At 64.5% G+C, this 15003-nt stretch carries 12 protein-coding genes; 11 read left to right on the forward strand and 1 reads right to left on the reverse strand.

All coding sequences use genetic code 11. From position 1 onward, the window contains the following. The first annotated feature begins 204 nt into the window (after nucleotides 1–204). The 5 genes from POR01S_RS00365 to POR01S_RS00385 all read left to right on the forward strand — a co-directional run bounded on the left by POR01S_RS00365 (nucleotide 205) and on the right by POR01S_RS00385 (nucleotide 4418). Nucleotides 205–1641 carry a flagellin gene (locus POR01S_RS00365; protein WP_042132946.1) on the forward strand — a complete coding sequence of 479 codons (1437 nt, stop codon included), beginning with the start codon at nucleotides 205–207 and terminating at the stop codon, nucleotides 1639–1641. Nucleotides 1642–1713: 72 nt separating this feature from the next. Further along, nucleotides 1714–2103: a flagellar protein FlaG gene (locus POR01S_RS23930; protein WP_042132948.1), complete on the forward strand. Its 390-nt coding sequence runs from the start codon at nucleotides 1714–1716 to the stop codon at nucleotides 2101–2103. A gap of 71 nt (nucleotides 2104–2174) precedes the next feature. Further along, entirely contained in the window at nucleotides 2175–3617 is a 1443-nt protein-coding gene (gene fliD, locus POR01S_RS00375) for a flagellar filament capping protein FliD (protein WP_042132949.1), read from the forward strand. A gap of 94 nt (nucleotides 3618–3711) precedes the next feature. Beyond that, a complete protein-coding gene (gene fliS / locus POR01S_RS00380; protein WP_026083956.1) occupies nucleotides 3712–4092 on the forward strand; it encodes a flagellar export chaperone FliS in 381 nt (126 codons plus the stop codon). A gap of 14 nt (nucleotides 4093–4106) precedes the next feature. Beyond that, complete coding sequence (locus tag POR01S_RS00385; RefSeq protein ID WP_027598011.1) at nucleotides 4107–4418, forward strand: flagellar protein FliT; 312 nt, start codon at nucleotides 4107–4109, stop codon at nucleotides 4416–4418. 22 nt (nucleotides 4419–4440) lie between these two features. Here POR01S_RS00385 and POR01S_RS23605 read toward each other — a convergent pair whose 3' ends face one another. Then, on the reverse strand, nucleotides 4441–4650 hold the full coding sequence (locus POR01S_RS23605) for a hypothetical protein (protein ID WP_162180667.1): 210 nt from the start codon (nucleotides 4648–4650) through the stop codon (nucleotides 4441–4443). On the opposite strand from POR01S_RS23605, the gene POR01S_RS00390 reads away from it, so the two are divergent. From POR01S_RS00390 to gnd, 6 genes are all read left to right on the forward strand, one after another. Continuing rightward, nucleotides 4601–6061: a sigma-54 dependent transcriptional regulator gene (locus POR01S_RS00390; RefSeq protein WP_042132953.1), complete on the forward strand. Its 1461-nt coding sequence runs from the start codon at nucleotides 4601–4603 to the stop codon at nucleotides 6059–6061. The genes POR01S_RS23605 and POR01S_RS00390 overlap by 50 nt on opposite strands. 188 nt (nucleotides 6062–6249) lie before the next feature. Beyond that, a complete protein-coding gene (locus tag POR01S_RS00395; protein WP_042132956.1) occupies nucleotides 6250–7443 on the forward strand; it encodes a sensor histidine kinase in 1194 nt (397 codons plus the stop codon). Nucleotides 7444–7445: 2 nt separating this feature from the next. Next, nucleotides 7446–8828, forward strand: a complete 1383-nt coding sequence (locus tag POR01S_RS00400) for a sigma-54-dependent transcriptional regulator (RefSeq protein WP_042132958.1) — start codon at nucleotides 7446–7448, stop codon at nucleotides 8826–8828. Nucleotides 8829–9069: 241 nt separating this feature from the next. Beyond that, nucleotides 9070–11154: a transketolase gene (gene tkt, locus POR01S_RS00405; protein WP_042132960.1), complete on the forward strand. Its 2085-nt coding sequence runs from the start codon at nucleotides 9070–9072 to the stop codon at nucleotides 11152–11154. Next, on the forward strand, nucleotides 11151–13970 hold the full coding sequence (locus tag POR01S_RS00410; RefSeq protein ID WP_042132962.1) for a bifunctional transaldolase/phosoglucose isomerase: 2820 nt from the start codon (nucleotides 11151–11153) through the stop codon (nucleotides 13968–13970). The genes tkt and POR01S_RS00410 overlap by 4 nt, the downstream gene beginning before the upstream one ends. 18 nt (nucleotides 13971–13988) lie before the next feature. Further along, nucleotides 13989–14966 (forward strand): phosphogluconate dehydrogenase (NAD(+)-dependent, decarboxylating), encoded by a 978-nt coding sequence (gnd, locus tag POR01S_RS00415; protein WP_007160419.1) that lies wholly within the window; start codon nucleotides 13989–13991, stop codon nucleotides 14964–14966. Nucleotides 14967–15003 lie beyond the last annotated feature (37 nt).

Here is a 15003-nt window from a genome sequence, read left to right on the forward strand (position 1 = left end):
AAAACGGCTCTCCCGTCGATAACCTGGATGTCACTCTCCGGCGTTTGATCACTGTCAAGTGTCTGGCGAAGAAAATCGCCAAACACCCTTAAAGTTCCAGCGACAGGCGCCGATAAACAAGATGAATGCGAAACACAGGGGCGTCTGAGCAAGCAGGTCCCATTCGCATGCTCAGGCACACAAGGTTCAACTGGAGACGCCACCATGGCACTTACCGTCAATACCAACATCCCTTCCCTGAACACTCAGCGTAACCTGCAGAACGCGTCCAGCTCGCTGGCCACCTCCATGCAGCGCCTGTCCACCGGTAGCCGTATCAACAGCGCCAAGGATGATGCCGCCGGTCTGCAGATCTCCAACCGTCTGACCAACCAGATCAACGGTTTGAACCAGGCGACTCGCAACGCCAACGACGGTATCTCCCTGTCGCAGACCGCTGAAGGCGCCATGCAGCAGTCCACCAACATCCTGCAGCGTATCCGCGACCTGGCCGTGCAGTCCGCCAACGGCTCCAACAGCGACGCCGACCGTTCCGCCCTGCAGAAGGAAGTGACCGCTCAGCAGAACGAACTGACCCGGATCGCCCAGACCACCACCTTTGGTGGCCGCAAGCTGCTGGACGGTTCCTTCGGTACCACCAGCTTCCAGATCGGCGCCAACGCCTACGAGACCATCGACGTCACCCTGAAGGACACCTCGGCCACTGCCCTGGGTTCCAACCAGATCGGCAGCGTCGGCGCCTCTTCGGCTGGTAACGTGGCCACCGGTACTACCGGCCCCCTGACCTCCGGCGGCACCATCAATGTTGTGGGTGGCGGCAAGAATCAGCCCGTAACCTACGCCGCAGGCGACAGCGCCAAGGCGCTGGCCGCCAAGCTTGACGGTCAGATACCTGGTCTGAGCGCCTCGGCGCGTACCGTGGTCAAGGTGACCGATAGCATCACCAGCGGTTCTGCCAACATGAAGCTGACTGTTGGCAGTGGTAACAGCCTGGATCTGGTAGGCGTCACCAGCACCGAGGATATCGCTAAACAGGTAAATGCCAACGCTGCCAAGCTGGGCGTTACTGCCAACTACGATACATCGTCCAAGACTCTCACCCTGACCTCCGCCACCGGTGAGAACATCTCCTTCGGTGCGGATACGGGTACTGCGGCCGGTGCCGTAAACGTCCAGTCGCAGAAGACAGACGGTACCTACAGCGGTAACGTTGATGTCAGAGCGAACGGCGGCGTCGCCATGGGTTATGTGAAGCTGGATTCCCCCACCACCTTCGCCCTCACCGGTGACACCACCCAGGTATTCGGTGCGACCAAATCCACGCTGAGCAAGGTCTCCGATGTCGACATCTCCACCGCCGACGGCGCCCAAAAGGCTCTGTCCGTGATCGACCAGGCCCTGGCCAACATCGACTCCCAGCGCGCTGACCTCGGTGCGGTGCAGAACCGCTTCGACAACACCATCAGCAACCTGACCAACATCTCGGAGAACGCCACCTCCGCCCGTAGCCGCATCAAGGACACCGACTACGCCGCGGAAACCGCGAACCTGTCGAAGAACCAGGTGCTGCAACAGGCTGGTACCGCGATCCTGGCCCAGGCCAAGCAGCTGCCGCAGTCGGTTCTCAGCCTGCTCCAGTAAGGGCAGAGATCGGTCTAGGCAGGGAGAAGGGGGACGCCCCTTCTCCCTTTCATGCGTTGTGAGGACATTACAATGGACATCGTCAAGACAACGGGTTTTTCAGCGGTAAGGCCCTATGGCGTTCAATCGAGCCCTGCGGCCGCGACGTCCTTCAGCGCTGCGGCGCCCACGGCGGACTCCACGGTCAAGCCGGTTTCCCAGGCCAGCAAGGCTGACGGGGACAAGGCCGAGAAGCCGGAAGGCGGCGATGTGGATGGAGCCCTGTCCAAGCTGAAATCGAAATTCCAGGAAGATCACCGCAACCTGGATTTCAGTATCGATGACTCCACCGGCGAGGTGGTGGTCAAGGTGCTGGACGGCGAATCCGGCAAGCTCATTCGGCAGATGCCCAGCGAGGAAGTGCTCAAGCTGGCCAAGCAGCTGGATGAGATGCGCAGCCTGATGTTCAAGGCCGAAGCCTAATTGGCGCGGAACTTGAATCAGACTGACTGAACGCAGCGGCGACGACGTAACGTTGGCAGGGGGATAGTGACATGGCAGGTATCAGTGGGATTGGCGGCTCGGGACTGGACATCGACTCCATCGTCACCAAGATGGTGGCGGCGGAGAAAGCCCCCAAGCTGGATCAGTTGAACTCGACGCAAACCAAGGCGACCGCGCAACTGACGGCGATCGGTTCCTTGAAGGGCGCCATCAGCGAATTCCAGACCGCGCTGACCACGCTCAATAGCCCCACCAGCTTCCAGGCGCGGGCCGTCACCCTGTCGAAGAGCGACTATCTCACGGCAACGGCCAGTACCAGTGCCAGTGTCGGCAGCTACCAGGTCGAGGTCAGCAAGCTGGCGAGCAGTAGCAAGGTGGCCCTGGCGTCCGTGCCAGCCACAGCTACTTCTGGCTCCGGCACTACCTCTCCTACTACCTTCGGCAAGGGCACGCTAAGCATCAAGGTTGGTGATACCGCCTTAGCAGATATCAAGATCGATGCTACCAACAACACCCTGAGTGGCATCCGCGATGCCATCAACAAGGCTGGACAGAGCCAGGGCCTCAGTGCCAGTGTCGTCAATGACGACACGGGTTCACGACTGGTATTGAGCAGCACCAAGACCGGCGACGGTAACGACGTCTCGGTGTCGGTAAGCGGTGACGACGGTTCGGGCAATCAGAGTCTGACCAAACTGGCCTACACGCCAAGCGACAGTGACTCCACCGATCCCGCAGCTGCTCATTCGCTCACCAAAGCCAAGAGCGCCCAGATGACCATCGATGGTCTGAAGGTCACCAGCGCTTCGAACACGGTGAGCAATGCGGTCGATGGTCTGAGCTTTACTCTCAAAGCTACCACCCCGGCGGACAGTCCGATGACCGTCGGCGTCAGCCAGGACGAGTCTGGCGTCAAGGGCAACATCCAGAAATTCGTCGATGCTTACAACAAACTCATGGGCGTCATCAAAACCCAGACCTCGGTGACGAAGGTCGGGGACAACAGCTCGCCCATCGCGGCTGCGCTGGTGGGCGATGCGACCGCCCGTGGCCTTACGACCACCATCCGCAGTGAACTGGGCACCATGCAGGGCACGGGTGCGGTCAAGGCGCTGGCCGATCTGGGCATCACTACCCAGAAGGATGGCACCCTGGCCATCGACGACACCAAGCTGAGCAAGATGGTGAGCTCCAACTTCAGTGACCTGTCCGGCTTCTTCACTGGCGACCAGGGCATAGCGGCGCGGCTCAAGGGCAAGCTCGATCCCTATACCATGACCAATGGCATTCTCGAGCAGCGGTCGAACTCCCTGAGCGATACCTTGAAAAAGGTCGATGCCCAGACCGCCACGCTGAATACCCGCATGACCGCGCTCTCGGATCGTCTCTACAAGCAATACAACGCCATGGACCAGCTGTACTCGTCGTTGTCGAGCACCGCGTCCTCGCTCTCCCAACAGCTGGCGGCCATGCCCTTCGCCAACAAGAGTTGAGTGGGCCGATTCGGCCAATCCGGTCGATAAAGGGGTCAAGTAATTCGCGTCATGACCGATAAAGAAAGTATCGGAAACACACAGAGGTCGTGACATGAACGCAATGACAGCCATGCGCCAATACCAGCAGGTCGGCCTGCAGGCGCAGGTGTTCGAAGCCAGTCCCCATCAGCTGATCCAGATGCTCATGCAGGGCGCTCTGGACCGTCTGGCCAAGGCGCAAGGCGCGCTTGAGCGGGGTTGGCTGCCGGAGAAGGGCGAGCTGATCGGCAAGGCGGTATCCATCATCGCTGGTCTGAAGGACGTCCTGGATTTCGAGCAGGGTGGCGAGCTCGCCACTAACCTGGATCGTCTGTATGACTATATGATCCGCCGGCTCAGCGAAGCCAACCGCAACAATGATCCTGTTATCCTTGAAGAAGTATCCGGCCTGATCCGCGAGATCAAATCCGGCTGGGATGCCATTGCCCCCTGATCTGGAGTCGACCGATGAACGTCGCCATGCAAAAGACCCCGGTGGAACGCGTCGAGCTCGTCTATGAGCAGATGGCCGCTGCGCTCAAGGCCGGAGACTGGACGCGGATCGCCGAGCTGGATCTGGATTGCCGGCTGTTCGTCGACGAAGCCATGTATGCCACGGGGGACGAGGCCGTAGCCCTGCGTGCCAGCCTCGAGCGCCTGCTGGCGCTCTATGCCTCCCTGCTGCAGAGCTGCAAGGCAGAGCGGGACGCTACCGCCCAGGAGTTGACCAAGCTCAACAAGTCGAATCAGGCCGCCAAGGTCTATCAACTGTTCGGTTGACTGTCATCTGTTGGACGGTAATTCAAAGTTTGGATATTTCGCCGCCATAAAATTGACCCCGCATCACAATTTGTCTTAACTTGCGCAAGATGCCGACCAGTTGGCACTTGGATGCAGGCGACACCTGCGCGTAGCGAACCGACAAGCCGAATTGGGGCAGGGACAAGTGGCGTGAAACCAAGATCCTTCTGATCGACGATGAAGCCGAGCGGCGCAAGGCGGTCTCGGTCATTCTCGATTTTCTCGGCGAAGCTCATCTCGCCTGCACCAGTTCCGATTGGCAGGCCACCCTCGAAGCGCTCGACAGCAGTCGGCAGGTCAGCTGTGTGCTGGTCGGTCGCGTCGACAGCCGCGGCAACAGCGTCGAGCTGCTCAAGCAGGTGGTGGCCTGGGACGAGATGGTCCCGCTTCTATTGCTCGGCGAAGCGGCGCAGCCGGAGTGGCCGGACGATGTCCGCCGCCGCGTGCTGGTCTCCCTCGAGTACCCGCTGGCCTACAACAAGCTGCTGGATTCCCTGCACCGCGCCCAGGTCTATCGCGAGATGTACGACCAGGCTCGGGATCGCGGGCGTCAGCGCGAGCCCGAGTTGTTTCGCAGCCTGGTGGGTACCAGTCGCGCCATCCAGGGCGTGCGCAAGATGATGCAGCAGGTGGCCGATACCGAGGCCACGGTACTCATCCTCGGCGAATCCGGTACCGGCAAGGAGGTGGTGGCGCGCAACCTGCACTTCCACTCCAAGCGCCGCGAGGCGCCCTTCGTGCCGGTCAACTGCGGCGCCATTCCGGCAGAGTTGCTGGAAAGCGAGCTGTTCGGTCACGAGAAGGGTGCTTTCACCGGCGCCATCACCAGTCGCGCCGGTCGTTTCGAACTGGCCAACACCGGCACCCTGTTCCTCGACGAGATCGGTGACATGCCGCTGCCCATGCAGGTCAAGCTCCTGCGCGTGCTGCAGGAACGGACCTACGAGCGGGTAGGCAGCAACAAGACCCAGAGCGTGGACGTGCGCATCATCGCGGCGACCCACAAGAACCTGGAGCAGATGATCGCCGCCGGCACCTTCCGCGAAGACCTCTACTACCGCCTCAATGTCTTCCCCATCGACATGGCGCCGCTGCGCGAACGGGGTGAAGACATCCCGCTGCTGATCAACGAACTGATCGCGCGGATGGAACACGAGAAGCGGGGCTCCATCCGCTTCAACTCGGCGGCCATCATGTCGCTGTGCCGCCACGAGTGGCCGGGCAATGTCCGCGAACTGGCCAACCTCGTGGAACGCATGGCGATCATGCATCCCTATGGCGTCATCGGCGTGGCCGAGTTGCCGCTCAAGTTCCGCTACGTGGAAGATGAAGCCGATCCCATGGTGGAGTCTCTTCGCGAGGAATTGCAGGAGCGCGAAGCCATGGCCGGGATCGGGACGGTCGAGGTGTCGTCCTCGGCGCTGCTGCCGAGCGAAGGCCTGGATCTCAAGGACTACCTGGCCAACCTGGAAAAGAGCTTTATCCAGCAGGCGCTGGACGATGCCGGTGGCGTGGTGGCACGTGCCGCCGAGCGACTGCGCATCCGCCGGACCACCCTGGTCGAGAAGATGCGCAAGTACGGCATGGGCCGTCGCGACGACGAGTTCGACGAAGAGATCTAGCGAACCCTCTGTAGCGCTGAATGGGTCAACGTAGGGTGGATGACGGCGCAGCCTCATCCACCTTATTTTTTAGCGTGGCAAGTGGAAAAGGCCATGCCGTTTTCCACGCTACGGCGCTTTGGCACCGGGGCGGCATGGGTCTTGCTCCAGCCTGGACAATGTCAATTGTCCGTCGCGAGCCCCAGCCGATGCCTGCGCAAGCCCTTTCTTCCGCTGTCCCTGCCGACGCTGCCGTGGAGGCTTCCGCCTCCGCGCAGGCCCGTGAAGCCCTGGGGCAGATGTCGCGCCAGCTGAGCGAATCCTTCCAGTTGCTCGAAGCCCGGATGAATTCGTTGCAGGGCGAACTGGAATGGGTGTCTGCCCAGCGTCTGCAGGAGCTGGCGGAAAAGGAGCGCCTGGCCAGTCGGCTGCAGAATCTGCTCGACGTCTTGCCCGCCGGCATCGTGGTGCTGGACGGCGCCGGGCGCGTGCGTGATGCCAACCCCGTGGCCCAGGCCCTGCTCGGTGAGCCTCTGACAGGCGAGCTGTGGCGTACGGTGATCGCCCGGGCCTTTGCCCCGCGTCATGACGACGGCCACGAGGTGTCCCTGCGCGACGGCCGGCGGCTGTCTATCGCCATCCGCTCCCTGGATGGCGAGCCGGGACAGCTGGTGCTGCTCAACGACCTCACCGAAACCCGTCACCTGCAGGGCGAACTGGCGCGGCATGAACGGCTGTCGGCGCTGGGTCGGACCATGGCCTCGCTGGCGCATCAGATCCGTACCCCGCTGACCGCAGCGCTGCTTTATGCCAGCCATCTGGAGGAGGGCGGCCTGGCCCTGGCGCAGCAACAACGCTTCGCCAGACGGCTCAAGGAGCGGCTGCACGAACTGGAAAACCAGGTCCGCGACATGCTGGTATTCGCTCGCGGCGAATTGCCCCTGGCGGATCGACTGACCCCCAGCGCGCTGTTCGCTGCCCTACGCGAGGCGGCGACCCCTCATCTCGGCGACTGCCCCGTGCGTTGGCAACTGGATGCCCAGGGCGGACTGCTCGCCTGCAACCGCGACATGCTGGTGGGCGCCGCCCTGAACCTCATCCACAACGCCCTGCAGGCCATGGCGGGCAGTGGCCGCCCGGGACGACTCAAGGTGCATCTTCATCGCCGTGACGGCGAGTTGCGCCTGGCGATCAGCGACAGCGGTCCCGGCATTCCGCTGGCGGTCCAGCAGCGCCTGGGCGAGCCCTTTCTCAGCACCAAGACCACCGGCACCGGTCTCGGCCTGCCGGTCGCCCTGGCGATGGCCAAGGCCCACGGCGGCCGGCTGACCGTGCGCTCGCGGGTGGGGCGTGGCACGGTGGTGACCTTCATCCTGCCCCTGCTGGCGAGCGAGGAGACATAGGCATGACCCTGCCCATCCTGCTGGTGGAAGACGACCGCGCCCTGCGCGAAGCCCTGGCCGATACCCTGGAGCTCGGCGGTTACCGCTATCGCGCCGTGGACAGCGGTGAAGCGGCATTGCTGGCGCTGGCCGAGGAGCCCTTCGGCCTGGTGATCAGCGACGTCAACATGCCCGGCATCGACGGTCATCAATTGCTGGCCAGTATCCGGCTGCGCGATCCGGCGCTGCCGGTGCTGCTGATGACCGCCTTCGGCAGCATCGAACGCGCCGTCGAGGCCATGCGCGGCGGGGCGGCGGACTATCTGGTCAAGCCCTTCGAGCCGCGCCTGCTGCTGGACACACTGGCGCGCTGCTGCCCCCAGGGGCGCCGCGCGCCCGGTGCGCGTCAGCCGGTGGCGGCCGATCCCCAGAGTCGGCAGTTGCTGGAGCTGGCCAGCCGGGTCGCCCGGAGCGAGGCCACGGTGCTCATCACCGGCGAGTCGGGCACCGGCAAGGAGGTACTGGCGCGCTTCATCCACGATCAATCGGCGCGGGCGGACGGCCCCTTCGTGGCGGTCAACTGCGCGGCCATCCCCGATCACCTATTGGAAGCCATCCTCTTCGGGCACGAGAAGGGCGCCTTCACCGGCGCCATCGCCGCCCAGCCGGGCAAGTTCGAACTGGCCCAGGGCGGTACCCTGCTCCTGGACGAGATCTCCGAGATGCCGCTGGGGCTGCAGGCCAAGCTGCTGCGGGTCCTGCAGGAGCGCGAGGTGGAGCGGGTCGGAGCGTGCAAGCCGCTGGCGCTGGACATCCGCGTGGTGGCCACCAGCAACCGCAGGCTGGCGGAGGAGGTGGCTGCCGGGCGCTTCCGTGAAGACCTCTTCTATCGACTGTCGGTCTTTCCGCTGGCCTGGCTGCCGCTGCGCGAGCGACCGGCCGACATCGTGCCCCTGGCCGAACGGCTGCTGGCGGTTCAGGCCGCGCGGATGAATCGTCCGGTACCGGCCATGAGCGCCGCCGCGCGCCAGGCCCTGGCCGAGCATCCCTGGCCGGGCAATGTGCGCGAATTGGACAATGCCGTGCAGCGGGCGCTGATCCTGCAACCGGGCCACCAGCTCCAGGCCGAGGATTTCGGACTGCACTGGCTGGCGACCGGTGTCTCCCAGACGCCTGTCGCAGCGCCCGTACCGACGGCGGGCGTGGCCGAAGCCATGCGTCCATTGGACGCCGATCTGCGCGATCGGGAATTCCAGGTGATCCTCGATACCCTGAAGGCCGAACGCGGCCGCCGCAAGGAGACCGCCGAGCGCCTGGGCATCAGTGCTCGCACCCTCAGGTACAAGCTGGCGCAAATGCGTGATGCCGGGCTGGACGTGGAGCAGGAATTGCTCGCCGGTTGCTGAGCGCGCAAGTCGATAGCCGGCTATCTACTCAGAGGGAACCAACCGTCTAAGGCGCTGTTCTAGAGAAAGGATCGCGACTGCGGCGTGGGGTCGCAGAGGAAGCTTGCCCCCGCCGTCCCGGACCCCGTCCGGCCGCTTTGCTTTCTTCTCCTAGGCGCTGCTTGTGCTGAAAACGGTTTCATGGACGGTGCTTGCCGTTTTTGCCGCGGGTGGCGCGCCTGCCAGCACGAGGACGCTTGCCATGGGTTCCACCGCACCTTCCAGCTCCAACGCCGACCTATTGACCATCAATACCATCCGTACCCTGTCCATGGATGCGGTACAGAAGGCCAATTCCGGCCACCCTGGTACGCCGATGGCCCTGGCCCCGGTCGGCCATACGCTGTGGAGCCGCTTCCTCCGCTATCACCCCGAGCATCCGGACTGGCCCGACCGCGACCGCTTCGTGCTATCGGTCGGCCATGCCTCCATGCTGCTCTATTCGCTGCTGCATCTCGCAGGCGTCAAGGAGATCGACGAGCACGGCACCGCGACCGGCAAGGAAGCGGTCAGCCTGGAGGACATCAAGCAATTCCGTCAGCTGGATTCCAAGACCCCGGGCCATCCCGAGTACCGCATGACCACTGGCATCGAGACCACCACCGGTCCGCTGGGGCAGGGCTGCGGCAACAGCGTCGGCATGGCACTGGCGCAGAAGTGGCTGGCGGCGCGCTTCAATCAGCCGGGCGTGACCCTGTTCGACTATGACGTCTACGTCCTCTGCGGCGACGGCGACATGATGGAAGGCGTCACCGGCGAGGCGGCGTCCATGGCCGGCCACCTGGGGCTGGACAACCTCTGCTGGATCTACGACAACAACACCATCAGCATCGAAGGCCACACCGAGCTGGCCTTCAGCGAAGACGTGGCCGAGCGCTTCCGTGGCTATGGCTGGCACACCCTGCACGTCAAGGATGCCAACGACGCCGAGGCCCTGGCCGCCGCCCTGCATCGCTTCAAGGGCAACACCGGCAAGCCGACCCTGATCGTGGTCGACAGCCTGATCGGCTATGGCGCGCCCAACAAGCAGAACACCGCGGCGGCCCACGGCGAGCCGCTGGGCGCCGACGAGATCAAGCTGGCGAAGAAGGCCTACGGCTGGCCGGAAGATGCCGACTTCCTGGTTCCCGACGAAGCCCGTCATCACCTGCGTGATGCCCTGCTGGAACGGGCCAGTGGTCTCTACGAAGACTGGAATCGCGCCTTCGACCGTCTGCGCCAGGACGATCCGCGCCGTGCCGACGAACTCCAGCGCATGCGTGCCGGCGAGATGCCGGAGGGCTGGGACGCCAAACTGCCCAATTTCGACGCCGACGCCAAGGGCGTAGCCTCCCGCGAATCCGGCGGCAAGGCGCTCAATGCCTTCGCCGAACAGATTCCTTGGCTGGTCGGGGGGGCCGCCGACCTGGCGCCGTCCACCAAGACCAACCTCAAGTTCGACGGCGCCGGCAGCTTTTCAGCGCGGGAGCCTTCGGGGCGCAACATGCACTTCGGCATCCGCGAGCATGCCATGGGCTCCATCGCCAATGGCATGGCGCTCTGCTACCTGCGCAGCTTCACCGCCACCTTCCTGGTGTTCAGCGACTACATGAAGCCGCCGATCCGCCTGGCGTCCATCATGGAGCTGCCCGTGGTGTTCGTCTTCACCCACGACTCCATCGGCGTCGGCGAAGACGGCCCGACCCACCAGCCCATCGAGCACCTGGCGCAACTGCGCGCTACCCCGGGCCTGCTGACCCTGCGTCCGGGCGATGCCAACGAAGCCGTGCAGGCCTGGAAGATCGCCCTGCAACAGACCAACAGACCCTCCTGCATGGTGCTGTCGCGCCAGCCGCTGCCGACCCTGGATCGTTCGAAGTACGCCAGTGCCGAAGGGGTCGCTCAGGGTGCCTACGTGGTGGCCGATGCCGAGGGCGGCAAGCCCCAGGTGATCCTCATGGCTACCGGCAGCGAACTGGGCCTGGCGATGCAGGCCTATGAGCAACTCAAGAGCGAAGGGGTGAAGGCGCGTGTGGTCTCCATGCCCTGCTGGGAACTGTTCGAAGAGCAGGACGAGGCCTACAAGCAGTCCGTGCTGCCCGACGAGGTGCTGGGGCGCGTCGCCATCGAGCAGGCCGGTCCCCTCGGCTGGGAGCGCTATATCGGGCGCAAGGGTGCCTCGGTGACCATGAGCACCTTCGGGGCCTCGGCGCCCATCGGCAAGCTGCAGGCCAAATACGGCTACACCGTGGAAAACGTGGTCAAGCTGGCCAAGGAGCAGGCGCAACGCTCCGGGAGTGCCAAATGAGCAATCCACTCAAACAGCTGACGGAGCAGGGCCAGGCGGTCTGGCTCGATTTCGTCAGCCGCGAATTCCTCGCCAAGGGTGAACTGCAAAAGCTGATCGAGCGCGACGGCCTCACCGGCGTTACCTCCAACCCGTCGATCTTCGAGAAGGCCATGGGGCATGGCAGTGACTATGACGCCAGCCTCAAGGCCTTTCTGGAAAAGGCCGATGCCGAGCCGGTGGATGTCTACGAGCATCTGGCGATCGAGGACATCCAGCAGGCCGCCGACATCCTGCGGCCAGTCTATGATCGCCTCGAAGGCCGCGATGGCTACGTGAGCCTGGAGGTCTCGCCCTATCTGGCGCTGGATACCCGTGCCACCCTGGAAGAGGCGCGCCGGCTCTGGCAGGCGGTGGACCGACCCAACCTCATGGTCAAGGTGCCGGGTACGCCCGAGGGTGCCGTGGCCATCCGCAAGCTGATTGAAGAGGGGATCAACGTCAATGTGACTCTGCTATTCGATCGCAACGCCTATATGGCGGTGGCGGAGGCCTATATCGCCGGTCTGGAAGCCCGCTTGCATCGCGGTGAAGACATCTCCCGTCTCGCCAGCGTGGCCAGCTTCTTCATCAGCCGGGTCGATGGCGTGCTGGACAAGCTGATCGACGAGCGCAAGGGAGAGAATGCCGAGCTGGGCGGGCTGCGTGGCAAGGTCGCCATTGCCAACGCCAAGCTGGCCTATCAGGACTACCTGCGGCTGGTCCAGTCGCCGCGCTGGAAGGTCCTGGAAGCCAAGGGCGCGCGCCCGCAGCGTCTGCTGTGGGCCTCCACCGGCTCCAAGGATCCGGCCTATCCCGATACCCTCTATGTCGACCAACTGATCGGGCCGGATACCGTAAACACCATGCCGCCGAAAACCATGGATGCCTTCCGTGACCATGGCACGGCGGCTCCCATGCTGAGCACCGACATCGAAGCCGCGCAGCGCGTGGTGGATGCGACGGCCCGTTTCGGGCTGGACCTGGATGGCGTGGCCAAGCGGCTGGTCAAGGACGGTGCCCGCCAGTTCGAGGACGCCGCCGATGCGCTGCTGGGCGCGGTCGGCCAGAAGCGCCTCGATTTTCTGGGTGAGCGCCTGAATACCGCGGACTATCGCCTGCCCGATGCGCTGAATGAAGCGGTGGAAAAGCGTCTCGACGAGGCACGCCGTGAAGGCTGGTCCCGTAGGCTGTGGCAGGGCGATGCCTCGCTCTGGACCGGTCGCGACGAAGACCAGTGGGTCGGTTGGCTGGCCGCGGCCCAGGGCCGTCAGGCTGACCCCAAAGCCTTGGCAGCCCTGGCGGAAGCGGCCCGGCAAGAGGGCCTGGATACCGTGGTGCTGCTGGGCATGGGCGGTTCGAGCCTGGGTCCGGAGGTGCTGGCCAATACCCTGGGCACCGCGCCAGGCGGGCTCACGCTCAAGGTGCTCGATTCCACCGATCCGGCGCAGATCGCCGCCTTGGAAGAGCAACTGGACCTGCACCGGACGCTGTTCCTGGTTTCGAGCAAATCCGGCTCGACCCTGGAGCCAGAAATCCTGCGCGCCTATTTCCACAAGGCCGTCGAGCAGGCCCTGGGTGCGGAAGCAGCCCAGCGGCGCTTCGTCGCCATTACCGATCCCGGCTCCAAGCTCGAAGCCAGTGCCACGGCCGAGGGCTACCGGGCTATTTTCCAGGGCGATCCCCATATAGGTGGACGCTATTCGGTGCTGTCGGTATTTGGCATGGTGCCCCTGGCGCTGCTCGGCCATTCGGTGGCCGATTTCTTCCAGGTGACCCAGCCCATGGTGCTGGCCTGCAGCCCCAGTGCGCCACCGGCCATCAATCCCGGCATCCGCCTGGGCGTGGTCCTGGGCGAGGCGGTGCGTGCCGGACGCGACAAGGTCACCCTGATCGCCTCGCCGGGTGTCGCCAGCCTGGGCGCCTGGCTGGAGCAGTTGCTCGCCGAGAGCACCGGCAAGCAGGGCAAGGGCATCATCCCGGTGGACCTGGAGCCGCTCGGCGAGCCAGCCGTCTATGGGGCGGATCGGGTGTTCGTCAGCCTGGTGCTGGCGGGCGAAGAAGACGCCGAGCGCGACCGTCGCCTGCAGGCCCTGGCCGCAGCCGGGCATCCGGTGGTGGACATCCGTCTCGCCCGCGCCGAACTGATCGGCCAGGAATTCTTCCGCTGGGAGGTGGCGACCGAGGTGGCCGGTGCCGTCATCGGCATCAATCCCTTCGATCAGCCCGACGTGGAAGCCAGCAAGATCAAGACCCGCGCCCTTACCGACGGCTACGAACGCGAAGGACGTCTCGCCGGCGACGAGCCGCTGCTTGAGGAGGGTACTCTGGCCCTGTTCGGCGATGCCGACCTGCAGGGGCAGGACACCGCCCGCGCGGCGATCAAGGCGCACCTGGCGCGCCTGCAGCCCGGCGACTATCTCGCCGTGCTGGCCTATCTCGAGCGCAATGCCGTGCATGAGGAGGCCTTGAGCGCCATGCGTGATAGCATTCGCGACAGCAAGCGCGTAGCGACCGTCGGCGGCTTCGGCCCCCGCTTTCTGCACTCCACCGGACAGGCCTACAAGGGCGGTCCGAACTCGGGTGTGTTCATCCAGATTACCGCCGATGCCCAGAACGACCTGGAGATTCCAGGGCGGAGTCTGAGCTTTGGTGTCGTCGAGGCCGCCCAGGCCAAGGGCGACCTCGAGGTGCTGGCCGAACGGGGACGGCGCTACCTGCGCGTGCATATCAAGGGCGGCGACATCGACGCCGGCCTGCAACAAATCGTCGAACTGGTCGAGGCGGCGGTCGCCTGACCTCAAGGAGTCATCAGCATGCAATTGGGAATCATCGGACTGGGCCGCATGGGCGGCAACATCGCACGGCGTTTGATGAAGCATGGGCATGAAGTCGCGGTCTATGACCGCAGTGCCGAAACCGTGGCCGGCCTCGGCAAGGAAGGCGCCGTCACCGCCGACAGCCTGGACGGTGTCATCGCCGCCCTGGCTCAGCCGCGGGCCATCTGGGTCATGCTGCCGGCCGGCGAGCCGACCGAGCAGACCATCGCCGAGCTGGCCGACCGCCTGGCTCCCGGCGACGTCATCATCGATGGTGGCAACACCTACTACAAGGACGACATCCGTCGCGCCAAGACCCTGGCCGAGAAGGGCATCGACTACGTCGACGTCGGCACCTCCGGTGGCGTCTGGGGCCTGGAGCGCGGCTACTGCATGATGATCGGCGGCAAGTCCGAAGCCGTCGAGCGCCTGGAGCCCATCTTCGAAGCCCTGGCCCCCGGTTATGGCAGCATCGAGCGTACCCGTGGCCGCAACGCCCCGGACGAGCGTGCCGAGCGCGGCTTCATCTTTACCGGTCCGGCCGGTTCCGGTCACTTCGTCAAGATGGTGCACAACGGCATCGAGTACGGCCTGATGCAGGCCTATGCCGAGGGCTTCGACATCCTCAAGATGAAGAACAGCGACAAGCTGCCGGAAGACGAGCGTTTCGACCTGGACCTGGCCGACATCGCCGAGGTCTGGCGACGTGGCAGCGTGGTGTCCTCCTGGCTGCTGGACCTGACCGCCCAGGCCCTGGCTGGCGACGTCGCCCTGGAGAAATTCTCCGGCTCCGTGGCCGACAGCGGCGAAGGTCGCTGGACCATCGAGGCGGCCATCGAGGAAGCGGTACCGGTCAACGTCCTGTCCGCCGCCCTCTATGCGCGTTTCCGCTCCCGCCAGCAAGCCACCTACGCCGACAAGCTGCTGTCTGCCATGAGATTCGGCTTCGGCGGCCACGTCGAAATCCCGCAATAAAACCCCGGCCGTTCCCCTGCGGAGCGGCCACGGGCCG

It is taken from the genome of Pseudomonas oryzihabitans NBRC 102199, assembly GCF_000730625.1.
Taxonomy (GTDB): Bacteria; Pseudomonadota; Gammaproteobacteria; order Pseudomonadales; family Pseudomonadaceae; genus Chryseomonas; species Chryseomonas oryzihabitans.